11 protein-coding genes are annotated in these 12,980 nt (G+C 68.5%); 4 read left to right on the top strand and 7 right to left on the bottom strand.

The window, feature by feature from the left end; translation table 11 throughout:
- Positions 1-54 precede the first annotated feature (54 nt).
- Complete coding sequence (locus IWX89_RS15425; RefSeq protein ID WP_196904426.1) at positions 55-1,140, top strand: NAD(P)-binding domain-containing protein; 1,086 nt, start codon at positions 55-57, stop codon at positions 1,138-1,140.
- A 36-nt stretch (positions 1,141-1,176) separates the two neighbouring features.
- Here IWX89_RS15425 and crcB read toward each other — a convergent pair whose 3' ends face one another.
- The 4 genes from crcB to IWX89_RS15405 form a co-directional block, all read right to left on the bottom strand.
- Positions 1,177-1,545 (bottom strand): fluoride efflux transporter CrcB, encoded by a 369-nt coding sequence (gene crcB / locus IWX89_RS15420; protein ID WP_196904425.1) that lies wholly within the window; start codon positions 1,543-1,545, stop codon positions 1,177-1,179.
- Positions 1,542-1,961, bottom strand: a complete 420-nt coding sequence (locus IWX89_RS15415; RefSeq protein WP_196904424.1) for a CrcB family protein — start codon at positions 1,959-1,961, stop codon at positions 1,542-1,544. Before IWX89_RS15415 ends, crcB begins: the two co-directional genes overlap by 4 nt.
- A gap of 3 nt (positions 1,962-1,964) precedes the next feature.
- The gene (locus tag IWX89_RS15410; protein WP_196904423.1) at positions 1,965-4,088 is read right to left on the bottom strand and encodes an APC family permease; all 2,124 of its coding nucleotides are present in this window, start codon (positions 4,086-4,088) and stop codon (positions 1,965-1,967) included.
- 143 nt (positions 4,089-4,231) lie between these two features.
- Positions 4,232-4,675, bottom strand: coding sequence for a MarR family winged helix-turn-helix transcriptional regulator (locus IWX89_RS15405; protein ID WP_196904422.1), 444 nt, complete (start codon positions 4,673-4,675; stop codon positions 4,232-4,234).
- Positions 4,676-4,722: 47 nt separating this feature from the next.
- On the opposite strand from IWX89_RS15405, the gene IWX89_RS15400 reads away from it, so the two are divergent.
- A complete protein-coding gene (locus IWX89_RS15400) occupies positions 4,723-4,989 on the top strand; it encodes a hypothetical protein (RefSeq protein WP_196904421.1) in 267 nt (88 codons plus the stop codon).
- 91 nt (positions 4,990-5,080) lie between these two features.
- Here the strand turns inward: IWX89_RS15400 and IWX89_RS15395 are convergent, their stop codons facing one another.
- From IWX89_RS15395 to IWX89_RS15385, 3 genes are all read right to left on the bottom strand, one after another.
- On the bottom strand, positions 5,081-5,704 hold the full coding sequence (locus IWX89_RS15395; protein WP_196904420.1) for a PadR family transcriptional regulator: 624 nt from the start codon (positions 5,702-5,704) through the stop codon (positions 5,081-5,083).
- Positions 5,701-6,588: a DUF4097 family beta strand repeat-containing protein gene (locus IWX89_RS15390; protein WP_196904419.1), complete on the bottom strand. Its 888-nt coding sequence runs from the start codon at positions 6,586-6,588 to the stop codon at positions 5,701-5,703. Before IWX89_RS15390 ends, IWX89_RS15395 begins: the two co-directional genes overlap by 4 nt.
- 231 nt (positions 6,589-6,819) lie before the next feature.
- A complete protein-coding gene (locus IWX89_RS15385; protein WP_307836589.1) occupies positions 6,820-8,334 on the bottom strand; it encodes a chitinase in 1,515 nt (504 codons plus the stop codon).
- Positions 8,335-8,671: 337 nt separating this feature from the next.
- On the opposite strand from IWX89_RS15385, the gene IWX89_RS15380 reads away from it, so the two are divergent.
- A complete protein-coding gene (locus tag IWX89_RS15380; RefSeq protein WP_196904467.1) occupies positions 8,672-10,933 on the top strand; it encodes a glycosyltransferase family 2 protein in 2,262 nt (753 codons plus the stop codon).
- Between the two features lie 137 nt (positions 10,934-11,070).
- Positions 11,071-12,855: a DUF222 domain-containing protein gene (locus IWX89_RS15375; RefSeq protein ID WP_196904417.1), complete on the top strand. Its 1,785-nt coding sequence runs from the start codon at positions 11,071-11,073 to the stop codon at positions 12,853-12,855.
- The last annotated feature ends 125 nt before the right edge of the window (positions 12,856-12,980 follow it).

Genomic DNA, 12,980 nt, shown 5'->3' with positions numbered 1-12,980 from the left:
GGCCTGAACCCCCGCTGACGCGGTTCACAGGCCACCCTGCTGGAATGAGGTGTGATGGCGAACGAGGCGACGGTACCCGTTGTCATCGTCGGCGCCGGTCAGGCCGGCCTTTCGGTGGCCTATTACCTGCGCAAGTTCGAGCTTAGTCCTGGTCGCGACTTTGTGATCTTCGACCGCGGCCCGGATGCCGGCGGAGCCTGGCAACATCGCTGGCGGTCCCTGCGCCTCGGCGCCGCACACCGGGTCAACGACCTGCCCGGGATGGGCGAAATCGGCGTCAGCTTCGACACCGCCGACCGCTCACTTCCCGCCCGGGACGTCGTGGCGGACTACTACCGCCGGTACGAGGAACACTTCGGGCTGAAGGTCGTGCGGCCGGTCACCGTGCGCTCCGTCTCCAACCGCCGGGCGGACCTCGTGGTGTCGACGACCTCGCCGGGCTACGGCGACCGGGACACCACGGCCCGGCTCCTCGTCAACGCAACCGGCACCTGGGGTTCCCCGTTCGTGCCGCACTACCCCGGGGCGGAGCGTTTCGCGGGGCGGCAGCTGCACACGGCCGGCTACGTCTCCGCCGACGAATTCGCCGGCCAGCGCGTGGTGGTCGTCGGAGGCGGCACCAGCGCGATCGGGTTCCTGCTCGAGCTCGAGGGCGTCGCGGCCGAGCTCAGTTGGGCGGCCAGGCGCCCGATCGACTGGATCCACACCGAACTGCTCGAGCTCGAGGGGGCGTCGGCCGCGGTCGCCGCGCAAGACGAGGCCGCCAGGGCCGGGCGTGCCCTGCCGAGCATCGTCAGCGGCACCGGGGTTCCGGTCAGCCGCCGGATCGCCGCCGGGATCGACCGCGGGCTGCTCGTGGCCCGGCCGATGTTCGCGGCCATCGAGTCGAACGGCGTGCGCTGGCCCGACGACACGTTCACCGAGGCCGACGCGATCATCTGGGCATCCGGGTTCCGGCCCGAACTGCGCCACCTCTCCTCGCTCAAGCTGCGGGAGAAGGCCGGCGGGCTCTCGGTCGGCGGCGGGGCGTCCTGGACCGACCCGCGCATCTTCCTGGCCGGTTATGGACCCCAGGCGAGCACGGTCGGCGCGCACCGGGCCGGGCGCACGATCGCCCGCCAGATCGTGGCCCTGCTCTAGCAGTGCCCGGCCTGGACGCGGCACTACAGTCGGGCATCACCGGGCGAGCAGGTACCCCGCTGCGCAGAAGCCGAGCCCGAGCACGAGGTTGCCGGCCAGGCCGGCCAGGCCGGCCCGCCAGCGCCCCTTGAGCATCAGCTCGACAGTCTCGACGCTCCAGGTGCTGAAGGTGGTCAGCCCGCCGCAGACGCCCGTGAGCACGACCAGGCGCACGTCGTCGCCGACCGCGGCACGTTCGACGAGAGCGAGCACGATCCCGCCGATCAGCGACCCCGCCACGTTCACCACGAGAACGCCGAGCGGCAGTCCGCCCGGGCCCAGCGGGAGCGCGCGCGAGACCAGGTAACGGATGACCGCTGCCGCGCCTCCGCAGGCGAGCACGGCGACGACCAGGCCGGCGTTCACGGGGCACCCCCGGCATCCGTCGCCGCGCGCCCGCCCGGCCGGTGGGCCAGCGGGTTGCCCAGCCAGAGGCCGAGCGCGGCGGCCGGCAGCCCGAGCGCGAGGGTGGCAGCGAGGTAGGCGGCGGCCAGCGCCCAGGAGCCGGCGGAGGCCAGGCCGACCAGCGAGACCATCACCGCGGAGAAGGTCGTGAACGAACCGAGCAGGCCGGGGCCGAGCGCCGCCTTGATCCACTGCGGCACCACCGGCCGGGTCCAGAGGCCGGCAACCAGCCAGCCGAGCACGAACGCGCCGAGGGTGTTGACCACGAGGGTGCCGGCCGGGAACTGTTCGGCGGAATGCGGCAGCACAAGGTCTGTGCCGAAACGCAGGGCGGTTCCGACGACACCGCCGAGGAAGACCGCCGGAGCGAGCCGCACGGGCTACTTGCGCTTGCGGCGTCGCGCGGCGGACGGCCGGGACTGAGGCGGGGTCACGCCGACCACCGGCGTGGGCCGAACGGGGATCTCCTTGGTCGCGGGGGCGAGCGGCTTGCGTGGGATCGGACGGGGACGCACGGGCTCGCCGCGACGATCCTGGCCGGGGATCGGCCGGGAGCGGCGGCCGTAGATGAGCTCGGAGGAGTCGAGCAGCCACGGCACCAGCGCAATGGTGACGCCGTGCACGAGCATGAGCTTCTGGCGCAGGCGCCGGGCCTTGTGGTTGTGGAGCAGGCCCTCCCACCAGTGTCCGACGATGTAGATCGGCGTGTAGATGGTGATGACCTCGGAGCCGTGGTCCACGCGGCGGTCCTTGATGTAGCTGATCAGGGGCCAGCTGATGTCACGGTAGGGCGACTGCACGATCCGCAGCGGCACCTGGATGTTCTGCCTGACCCAGTCGCGTTTGAGCTGTTTGGTCTCTTCCTCGTCGATCGAGATGTGCACGGCCTCGATGCCCTCGTGGCGGGCGGCGATCGCGTAGTCGAGAGCCTTGAGCACGGGCTTCTGCATCTTGCCGACGAGCACGATCGCGTGGTCGCCCTGGGAACCGAAGGTGGTCTCCGGGTCGACTTCGATCTCCTTGGCGACGTCCCGGTAGTACCGGTTGACGCCGAGCATCAACGTGAAGAGCACCGGCATCATCACGAAGACGAGCCAGGCGCCATGGGTGAACTTGGTGATGGTCACGACGATCAGCACGACGCCGGTGAGCAGGGCGCCGAAACCGTTGATCGACAGGCTCGCGATGATCGAGCCGCGGTTCGGCGGATTCGTCTTGAGGAGCGTGAGCCAGTGCTTCACCATGCCGGTCTGGCCGAGCGTGAAGGACACGAAGACGCCGATGATGTACAGCTGGATCAGCACCGTGAGGTTCGCCTGGTAGACGATGATGATCAGGCAGGCGAACAGGGCCAGGAGCAGCACGCCGTTGGAGTAGATCAAGCGGTCGCCGCGGGTGCTCAGGGACTTGGGGGCGTAGGAGTCCTTCGCCAGCACCGAGCCGAGCAGCGGGAAGCCGTTGAAGGCCGTGTTGGCCGCCAGCAGCAGCACCGCGGCGGTCGCGGCCTGCAGCACGAAGAACATGATCGAGTTGTTGCCGAAGGTGGCGGCTGCGATCTGCGCGATCAGGCTCCGCTGTGGAGAGGTCGCGCACTCGTCCCAGCCGATCAGGTCGCAGGGGTTCTCGGCGTAGTGCACCTTGGTGATCAGGGCGAGCGCGGTCAGGCCGACGAACAGGGTGATCGCGATCCCGCCCATCAGCACGAGGGTGCGCTGCGCGTTCTTGACCTTCGGATGCTTGAACGCGGGCACTCCGTTGGCGATCGCCTCGACGCCGGTGAGCGCGCTGCACCCACTGGCGAATGAGCGCAGCAGCAGCAGGATGAAGGCCGACTGGGCCAGGTTCTGGGCCTGCACGTCGAACCCCGCCGACTCGGCGACGGGGGCGTCGCCCAGGGCGACCCGGGCGAGACCGACGACCACGAGCAGGAACACGCTCGCGATGAACAGGTAGGTCGGGATCGCGAACGCCTTGCTCGACTCGGCGACGCCACGGAGGTTGACCGCCGCGAGCAGGATCACGAAGACGACGGCGATCTCGACGCGGAATCCGGCCAGCATCGGCAACGCGGAAATGATGTTGTCCACGCCGCTGGCCACCGAGACGACGACGGTCATCACGTAGTCGACGAGCAGGGCGGAGGCCACGAGCAGTCCGGCCTTCTCGCCGAGGTTCTTCGAGGCGACCTCGTAGTCACCGCCGCCGGAGGGGTAGGCCTTGATCAGCTGGCGGTAGGAGGCGACCACCACGACGAGGAGGAGAACGACGACGGCCGCGACCCACGGGGCGAAGCTCAGGAACGCGAGCCCGCCGAGGGTGAGGATCATCAGGAGCTCTTGCGGCGCGTAGGCCACGCTCGACAGCGGGTCGCTGGCGAAGATCGGCAGGGCGAGGTGCTTGGGCAGCAGCTGGCCCTCGAGGTGCTCGGTCGAGAGCGGGTCGCCGATGATCCATCGCTTGGGCGATCGTGTTTCTGGCGCGGGGCCGGTTCCCTCTGGTGTCACGAGGGACGACACTACTCCCTTGCACACCGCTGTCAAATCTGTGGGAGGTTGCCCCGGACGCGGCGTGGCGTCCGCGTGTCGCGAGCGGGTCCGGGCGAGTCGCGGGCGAGTCCCCGCGAGTCCCCGCGCGTCCCGCAGAGCCCCTACCCGGGGTGGGTCGCGTCGATCACCCGCCAGAGCGAGCGCCGCAGGGCCTCGAGCTCATCGATGCTCATTCCGAGCCTGTCGATGATGCGCGGCGGGATGGTCCGGGCCTCCTCGCGGAGCCGCAGGCCCTCCATGCTCAGTGCCACGTCGAGCATCCGCTCGTCACGGTCGTTCCGGGTGCGGGTGACCAGCCCGGTGGCCTCGAGCCGCTTGAGCAGGGGGGAGAGGGTGGCCGGTTCGAGGCGGAGCTCGGTGGCGAGGTCCTTGACCGAACGGGGGCTGCGTCCCCAGAGGGCCAGCATGACCAGGTACTGCGGGTGAGTGAGACCGTAGGGCTCGAGGATGGGCCGGTAGATGCCGATGACGCTGCGGGAGGCGATCGCGAGTGCGAAACAAACCTGGTCTTCGAGTCGGAGCAGGTCGGGGGTGTCCTCGGTCATCTGTGAGCGCCTCGTTTTTCCGGGATTTGATTAGTACACTAATGATTATGACACGCACTAGTAAAGGGGAACGAGACGGCAGTGGCCTGGTCGGCATCGTCGGCTGGCTCAATCGCACGCTCCTGCCCTGGATCGGCCCTCCGCCCCTCGGCCCGTACACGACGGTGACGGCGACCGAGGTGGCCGCGGCGAAGTCGGAGGCCCGCTGCCCGATCTGCTCCGAGCTGATGAGCCTGCACGAGATCGACCGCTCCGGGGAGCGCACGCAGGTCTACCACCCCACCCCGGAGCAGGTCGCCGAGCGTTCCGCCTGAGTGGGCGGGCTGGTCTCGACAGGCTCGACCACCGCGGGCGGCTCGACCACTGCGGGCGGCTCGACCACCGCGGGCGGCTCGACCACCGCGGTCAGTGGCCGAGTGAGGCGAGGATGCCCGCGCGCACCTCGGCGAGCTGCCGGCGCAACTCGGGAACCGTGGCGGCCGGGACGCGGGCCACGGCGGCCCGGTTGCGAAGGTCGGCGCGGAGTTGCTGACGGAATTCGTTGAGCACGAGGTCGGCCTCGTGCAGGGCCCGGTTCGACTCGAGGCGGATGGAGGTGCTCGAATCGGCGGCGCCGCTCGAGGGAGGGGCCGGGGTCTCCATTCCGGCCTGTCGTTTCGCGGAGGCAAGATCGGCGCGCAGGCTCTTCATCGCCGCGGTGACGCTGACGCGCACCTCGTCGGCCAGGCGCCGCACCGAGTCGGTCACCTCGGTTTCGATGGCATCCAGGTCGCCCTCGCGGGCCAGGAGTTCCTCGCGGCCTGCGGCGGTGATCTCGTAGACGGTCTTGCGCCCGTCCGTGGACTTGGTGACCAGGCCCTCCTCCTCTAGCTTGGCCAGGCGCGGGTAGATCGTGCCGGCGCTGGGAATGTACGTGCCGCCGAATCGGTCGCTGAGCGCCTGGATCAGCTCGTAGCCGTGCCGCGGCTGCTCGGCGAGCAGGCTGAGCAGGTAGAGGCGCAGGCTGCCGTGAGCGAAGACGGGAGTCATTCCGACGCCTCCGCCACCGAGCCGGTGGGGTCGGCGCTCGCCGCGGCATCCGCTGCAGCCGGAGCTGCCGTGGCCGAGGCCGGCGCGCGCCGCACGATCGAGACGTCACCGGACACTGAATTGGCGTGCAACTCGAGCCAGGTGCCGGAAAGGTCCCCGCTGCTGCCCTCGTAGCCCTTGCCGAAGACGCCCTTCATGGTCTGGTCGTCGAGCTGGAGCGTGCCGGAGACGGTGTTGAGGTGGTAGCTCGTGGCCACGGCCGCGTCGAGCCGGGCGGTGAGGTTGCCGCTGACCGTGTTGGTGTCGATCGCATCGGGGACTCCGTCGATGTCGAGGAACACGTTGCCGCTGACCCCGTCGGCGCTGAAACGCGGGATCCTGCCGCTCGCGGTGATGTCGCCGGTGACGGTGTGCGCGGAGATGCGGCCGGTGTGGTTGCTGACCGACATCTCGCCGTTCACTCCGTTGAGCTCAAGGGTGCCGGTCACGCCGTCGACGACGATGTCGCCGGAGACGGTGCTCAGCCGGGCGCCCGAACTGAGCCCGGAGACGAGGGCTTCGGCGCTGACCACGCCCAGTTTCAGGGAAACGTCGCGGGGCACCATGATGCTCACATCGGCCTTCGCGGTGCCGCGGAAGGAGGCGAACACCTCGATGAAGTTGTCCCAGCGCAACTGGGGGTGGTCGATCTCGAGGGTGTCGCCGTCGAGGGAGATCTTGAGGTCCTTGCCGCTCACGCTGTGCACTTCGACCCGGGTGTCGGCCTCGTCATGGCCGATCACGTCGACCTTTCCGCCGATCAGGCCCACCTTGAGGTTGCGGACGAGCTCGATGTCGATCACCTTGGTCTGCCCGGGGGCGACCAGCCATTTCTCCTGTGCCATTGCGTACTCCTTCGTGGGTTCGTGGGTGGCATCCGCCGGATGCCGAAATCCTGAATCGCGATATATCGCGTCTATTGGAACTCACGATATATCGCGTTTGTCAGGCGCGCAACCCCCGGCAGGCATTCCGACCCGGAAACAGGAGGGGGCGGGACCAGACGATCGTCTGGTCCCGCCCCGGCGTCGGTGCGGCGCTATCGAGTCACGGCTGTGGCCCGGTCGTTCGCCCGGTCACTTGCCCGCCAGGATCTTCCGCACTTCCTCGTTCTTGAGCAGGCTCCACGGAGCGCTGCTCGAACCGTCCAGGGCGGCCTGGGGGCTCTCGCCCTGGTTCCACCACTTGGTCTCCAGGATCCGGCCGTCGAAGAGCACGCGGTCGCCCTTTTCGTAGATCGTCGTGGGAGACCACGCCGGGTACGTCCCCTCCGGGACCACGATCGGGGGAACGGGCCGATCGCCGGGGAGAACCGGGCCGATCAGGTCCCAGGGCGCGCTCGACGCCTGGGCGATGGGGGTGTCGGGCTGGTCGCCGACCGTCCACCATTTCGCGGCGTACACGTTCCCGTGCCAGACCGCGCGGTCTCCGATCACGTAGGCGGTGTCCTTCGACCAGATCGGGTAGGGGCTGGTCGCCGGGTTGTCGGGCATCGGAGTGGTGGTGGCCCGGGGCGTCGCCGTGCGCGTCGTGACGACGGCATCGATCTGTCCGGTGATGCCGCGGGCGAGCAGTTGGGCGAAGCTGGTGCCGCCCTGCACTACCCCGCTGCAGTTGTCGGAAACCCGGGTGACGTCGGGGTAGTTCACCCCGCAGCTCGCGTCGCGGTTCAATGACCAGGCGGACATGCGCCCGACGCCGTTCTTGCGGGCGAAAGCGTTGAGCCCCTCGGCGTTGTCGAGGCCGAAGACCTCGCCGCCGACGTCGCTCTGGCCGATCATCGGCGTCAGCCCGATCTTGCGCCAGATGGTCTTCGGTCCGAGGGTCATACCGCTGCGTTCGTAGCTGTCGCCCAGCTGGGTGTGGGTGGCCTGGGCGGCGGCGACGGATGCTGACAGCACGCTCTGCGACGCCCCGAGGCTGTCACCGAAGTCCATGGTCATCGCGTTGACGCCGGTGAGGTTGACCCTGGCCGCCAGCATCTGGTCGACCGCCGCGATCCCGGCATCCGCCAGCCCGGCGGTGGAGACGGGCAGGGTCAGCCAGACGTTGAGCGACTTGCCGTCGGCGCGGCGGTCGGCCTGGATGGAGGCGATCGCTTCCGCCCGGCGCAGCCCGGCATCCGTGTCGGCGAGGCTGTCGCCCTCGATGTCGAGGTCGATCGTGGTGAGCTTGTACCGGTCGATCACCTGTTCGTAGGCGAGCTTGAGGTCTGCCGCATCGGTGCACTCGGTCGCGAGTTCGCTGTTGGCCTGGCCGCCGAACGACACGGACACGTCCCCGCCGTTCTGCTCGAAGCGCGCGATCCGCCGGTCGAGGTCGAGGGTTGTCTGGGCGTCGTCGAGGCCGTAGGCGGCACCCCACGACGGCTGGCAGGGGTTCGCGGGGTCGGCCACGATGAAGGAGAGCACGACGCTCCTGCCTGTCTCTGTCGTCGACGATTCAAACGGATACGACGGGGTGGCTGTGACATCGACGTAGCCGGCGAAGAACGGCGTTCCGGCAGAGGCCGCGTTGGCATCCTCGAATTCGGTCCAGGCCAGCGCACCGCCGGCGCCGAGGAGCGAGACGACGAGCCCGAGGACGAGCACGCGGACAGCGGACAGCCGACGGCCAGGAAAGAGCTGTGACAAAAAATCCCCCAGGTGGGCTAACCGCATTTTTCAGGCGCGGTCCGGAACGGAGCCTCGTCGCGACGGCGCGAGGATGGAGCGCGGGTAATCCCGCCCAGCCTTGGCTTCTCATCGACTATCATGAGGGCCATTCGTGAAATTATCCCTGATCTTTCGAGGTCAGGCGACCGGAAATTAACAATCGGGCAGGGCAATGTGCTCCCCGGCTTCCAATAGGTGGGGGATCGTGCCAGACCAGGTACAACTGTCAGAGCTGTTCTCGGGCTCGAACGACGTCGCGCCCACCGCGCCCGCAATGCCGGCTCGTCGCCGCCAGTGGGGTTCGGAGAAGCGATCCGAGCCGTTGTCGATCGTTCACCCCATCCCCTCGCAGCGCAAGATCACGCTGGGGCGGCTGGCGATCGTGACGACGATCGTGGCCTGGATCGTCTATGTCGTCTCCACGATCTTCAAGCAGCTCGCCGACAACCCGAACGCGGGCTTCCGCTTCCAGTTCGAGACCTTCTCCTATCTGGTGGTGGTCACGTTCCTGACCTTCTCCGCGCTGATGTACCTGCTGGCCAGGCAGGGTGCGCTCTACCGGTTCCAGGGCCATCGGCGGGTGCCCCGCGGGGAACTGGACCGTCATTTCCATGACTACACCGAGGGCATCACCGTTCTCGTCCCGTCGTATGCCGAGGAGCCCGTCGTGGTTCGCGCCACGCTGTGGTCGGCGGCGTTGCAGGAATTCCCCGACCTGAAGATCGTCCTTCTCGTCGATGACCCGCCCGAGCCCACTGATCCGCGGGTGCTGGCCCGGCTCGAAGAGACCAGGGCGCTGACCGACGACATCGCCGCCTCGCTCGCCGTGCCCGCCGCCCGGTTCAACGCGGCCCTCGCGGACTTCCGCCGTGCGCCCGAAGTCGACGCTGAGGCGCAGGTGCTCCGCCTCTCCGCCGAATACGAGGCCGCCGCGGCGTGGCTGGAAGCCATGGCCGAGGCCGAGACCGTGGAGGACCACGTCGACGAGTTCTTCGTGGACCGGGTCATCATGGGGCTCGCCCGCGAGCTCAGGCTGACCCTCCTCGCCCTGAACGCGGCTTTGGCCCAGGGTGAGGCGCCGGACGAACGCCGCCAGGCCGAGCTCTACCAGCGGCTGGCCTGGATCTTCAACGTCAGGCTCGAGACCTTCGAACGCAAGAAGTACGCCAGCCTGTCCCACGAGGCCAACAAGGCGATGAACCTCAACGCGTACATCTCCCTGATGGGCAACCGCTGGCACAGGGAGTCCACCGCGGGCCAGGTCGTACTCCGGATTGCCGACGAGGAGCGTCCCGACGACCTGATCGCTCCGGACACGACCTACCTCCTCACCCTTGACGCGGACTCGCTGCTGCTGCGCGACTACTGCCTGCGGCTGGTCTACTTCCTGGAGTCCGCGGGCAATGAGCGCGTGGCGGTCACCCAGACGCCCTACTCGTCCTTCCGCGGGGCACCGACCCGGATCGAGCGAGTCGCCGGCGCCACCACGGACATCCAGCACATCCTGCACCAGGGCATGACGTACTACGGCGCGACCTTCTGGGTCGGCGCGAACGCCATCATCCGTAAGCGGGCGCTCGAGGACATCGTCGAGGTGGAGACGGTCGGCGGGTTCGAGGTGCGCACCTACATCCAGGACCGCACCGTGATCGAGGACACGGAGTCGAGCGTCGACCTTGGCGCGCACGGCTGGACCCTCTCCAACTACCCGGAGCGCCTGAGCTACAGCGCCACCCCGCCCGACTTCGGCGCGCTCGTCGTGCAGCGTCGGCGCTGGGCGAACGGCGGGCTGCTCATCCTGCCCAAACTGTGGAACCAGCTGTCCCATCGCCGGTTCATGCGCGAACGCATCCCGGTGCGAGAGGTGCTGCTTCGCGTGAACTACATGGCGTCGATCGCCTGGGCCAGTTTCGGACTGCTCTTCCTGCTCGGGTATCCGTATGACAGCCGGCTCCTCAGCCCGGTGGTGTTCATCGCCGCGCTCCCGTACTTCCTGGCCATGGGAAGCGACCTGAAGGAATCCGGTCACCGTTTCAGCGACATCTTCCGGATCTACGGGTTCAACCTGGTGCTGCTGCCGGTGAACCTGGCCGGTGTGCTGAAGTCGCTGCAGCAGGCGATCACGGGTGAGAAGATCCCGTTCGTGCGCACGCCGAAGGTGAAGAACAGGACCGCGGCACCCGCGCTGTATGTTCTCGTTCCGTACATCATCGTGGCCTTCTCGCTGCTCACGTTCTGGCGCAACCTGCAGCAGGAGAACTGGGGCAACGTGGCGTTCGCGGCGCTGAACGCGGTGCTGGCGGCGAGTGCCATCCGGGCCTACATCGGAGTGCGCAACTCGTTCGTGGACATCTTCCTGGGAACCCTGAGCTGGCTGTTCGTCCCGCCGCGGAAGAAGAAGGCTGCACCTCCGGAGATCATCCCGAAGACTCTGGAAGAAATCGACTGGGTTTCGGTTCTCTACCACGGCGACCGCAGGCTCAACCGCGACCTGCACGGTGGCAGCGATCGCCGCCGGAGGGCGTTCCTGCGCTGAGGCTTCCTGCCGGCCCACGGTGGGCGAGCCGCCCGGTGGTCGAGCCTGTCGAGACCACAGAATAAAGCTTCGAACAAGTTGTCCACAAGACGTGACAATGTCTCACATCTGTGTTCGTGTTTTGGTATCTTCGTGGCATGAACCCAGCAGAGCAGCTCAGAGAGGCGGCGGATGCCGTCGCCCGTCTGGGCGGTTCCAGCGCCGAATATGAGGCTCTGTCGGATGCCGCGGCGCTGGCCGGTCAAAGAGACATCGCCACCGCACGTCGGCTGCTGGAGACCCGGGCGGCGTGGATGGCCGCGACCATCGCCGACCGCTCCCGCCCGGAGCTGGGCCATTCGGGCCTAGCTGCGCAGCAGGGTTTCCTCTCCCCGGAGGCGATGATCCAGAAGGTCACCGGCTCGAGCAAGAACGAAGCCTTCAAGCTCGTCGCGGTCGGCACGATGCTCGCCCAGGCGGAGGCCGCCGACCAGCAGGCCACAGAGGTGCGTGGGGCGCTCGGTGACGACGGGACCGGCGCCGACGGGACGAGCGTTGACGGGACTGCTGCTGACGGGACTGCCGGTGTCGACGACTCGGGCGCCGGCGGCGACTCGGGCGGCCTCGGTGGGACGGGCGGTTTCCCGCCCGATCCGGCCGGTCCCGGGTCGTGGCAGGCGCCGATCGCCCGTGCCGTGACCGCCGGCACTCTCTCGGTCGACGCCGCCGAATCCATCCGCAAGGGCCTGGGCGATATCGACACCGCCGTCACGGCAGACAAACTCGCCACCGCCCTCACCCGGCTACTGGCGGAGGCGGGTGAGTTGAACGCGGACCAGTGTTTCAAACAAGCCCGGAGGATGCGCGACGACCTCGACCAGGCCGGCATCGCCGCCCGGGAGAAGCAGGCTTACGACGACCGGTTCCTCAAGGTCTACCGCCTCGCCGACGGCAAGGTCCGCCTGCACGGGCTCTTCGCCCCCGAAGACGGCGAGTTCGTGCTCTCCACCTACGACTCGATCACCAGCCCCAGGCGCGGCGGGGTGCGCTTCGTGGACCCGAAGCGCGCCGCCTGGGCCAAGGCCGTCCAGGACGACCCGCGCAGCACCGCGCAGATCGCCGCGGACTCGTTCGTGCAACTACTCAAAATCGCCGGCGAAGCAGACCCCGGCCAGATGCTCGGCGGCCGCCGCCCCGCCGTACGCATCATCGTCACCCAAAAAGACCTCACCAACGCCACCCGCACCAGCACGGGCACCGGTGATGAAACCGGTGCCGGTGCCGGGAGTGCCACCCCGGCACCGGCCGACACGTCCCCGTCAACACCAAGAACAACCCCCGCCACCACGGCATCTGAAGCACCGGGAGCACCGGAGCCGTCAGACCCCCAGCTCATTCCGGTGGCCAGACCTGACACAGCCGCTCCCTTCAAGCTATCCGGCCAGCCCGGGACGGCCGTGGTTCTGGCGGCCGGGCATGGCTCCATCGAGGGCAGTCCTGCCCCGGTCTCCCTCGCCACCGTCGAACGACAACTCTGCGACACCGGCTACATCGGAATCCTCTTCGACAACACCGGCCAGCCCCTCGACGTCGGCAGAGAACAACGCCTCTTCACCTCGGCCCAACGCACCGCCATGGGCACCCGCGACGGCGGCTGCATCTGGCCCGACTGCACCCGGCCCCCGTCCTGGACCGAAGCCCACCACCTCAAAACCTGGCTCCTCGAACAGGGCCACACCGACCTCGCCGACGGCGTCAGCCTCTGCCACCCCCACCACCTGCTCCTCCACAACACAGGTTGGGTCATCCTCCGCGACGGCGACCAGTACTGGCTGAAACCACCGGTGTCGGTCGACCCGGAACAAACGCGCATCGCCCTCCCCGGCAAGACGCGCCGGCAGCTCGACCCGGGCACGCCGGCCGCGGACCAGGACACGGACTGAACGGCCAGCCGGTTCCGCCGGGACCGCGCGTAAGGCTGAGATCATCGGAATCTGGGCCGCGGGTCTCGACGGGCTCGACCACCGTGGGGTTCGGGGGTTCGGGGGTTCGGGGTCTCGACGGGCCC

The organism is Cryobacterium sp. MP_M3, from assembly GCF_015752155.1.
In the GTDB taxonomy this organism is placed as follows: Bacteria; Actinomycetota; Actinomycetes; order Actinomycetales; family Microbacteriaceae; genus Cryobacterium.
The sequence above is the reverse complement of the archived record's forward strand: the minus strand, read 5'-3'. Positions and strand labels throughout refer to the sequence as shown.

Coding starts and splice junctions, on each gene's coding strand:
- IWX89_RS15390 (WP_196904419.1), bottom strand. CDS start 6,588: ATGGCACAGGAGAAATGGCTGGTCGCCCCCGGGCAGACCAAGGTGATC.
- IWX89_RS15395 (WP_196904420.1), bottom strand. CDS start 5,704: ATGACTCCCGTCTTCGCTCACGGCAGCCTGCGCCTCTACCTGCTCAGC.
- IWX89_RS15375 (WP_196904417.1), top strand. CDS start 11,071: ATGAACCCAGCAGAGCAGCTCAGAGAGGCGGCGGATGCCGTCGCCCGT.
- IWX89_RS15400 (WP_196904421.1), top strand. CDS start 4,723: ATGACACGCACTAGTAAAGGGGAACGAGACGGCAGTGGCCTGGTCGGC.
- IWX89_RS15425 (WP_196904426.1), top strand. CDS start 55: ATGGCGAACGAGGCGACGGTACCCGTTGTCATCGTCGGCGCCGGTCAG.
- IWX89_RS15380 (WP_196904467.1), top strand. CDS start 8,672: ATGCCGGCTCGTCGCCGCCAGTGGGGTTCGGAGAAGCGATCCGAGCCG.
- IWX89_RS15405 (WP_196904422.1), bottom strand. CDS start 4,675: ATGACCGAGGACACCCCCGACCTGCTCCGACTCGAAGACCAGGTTTGT.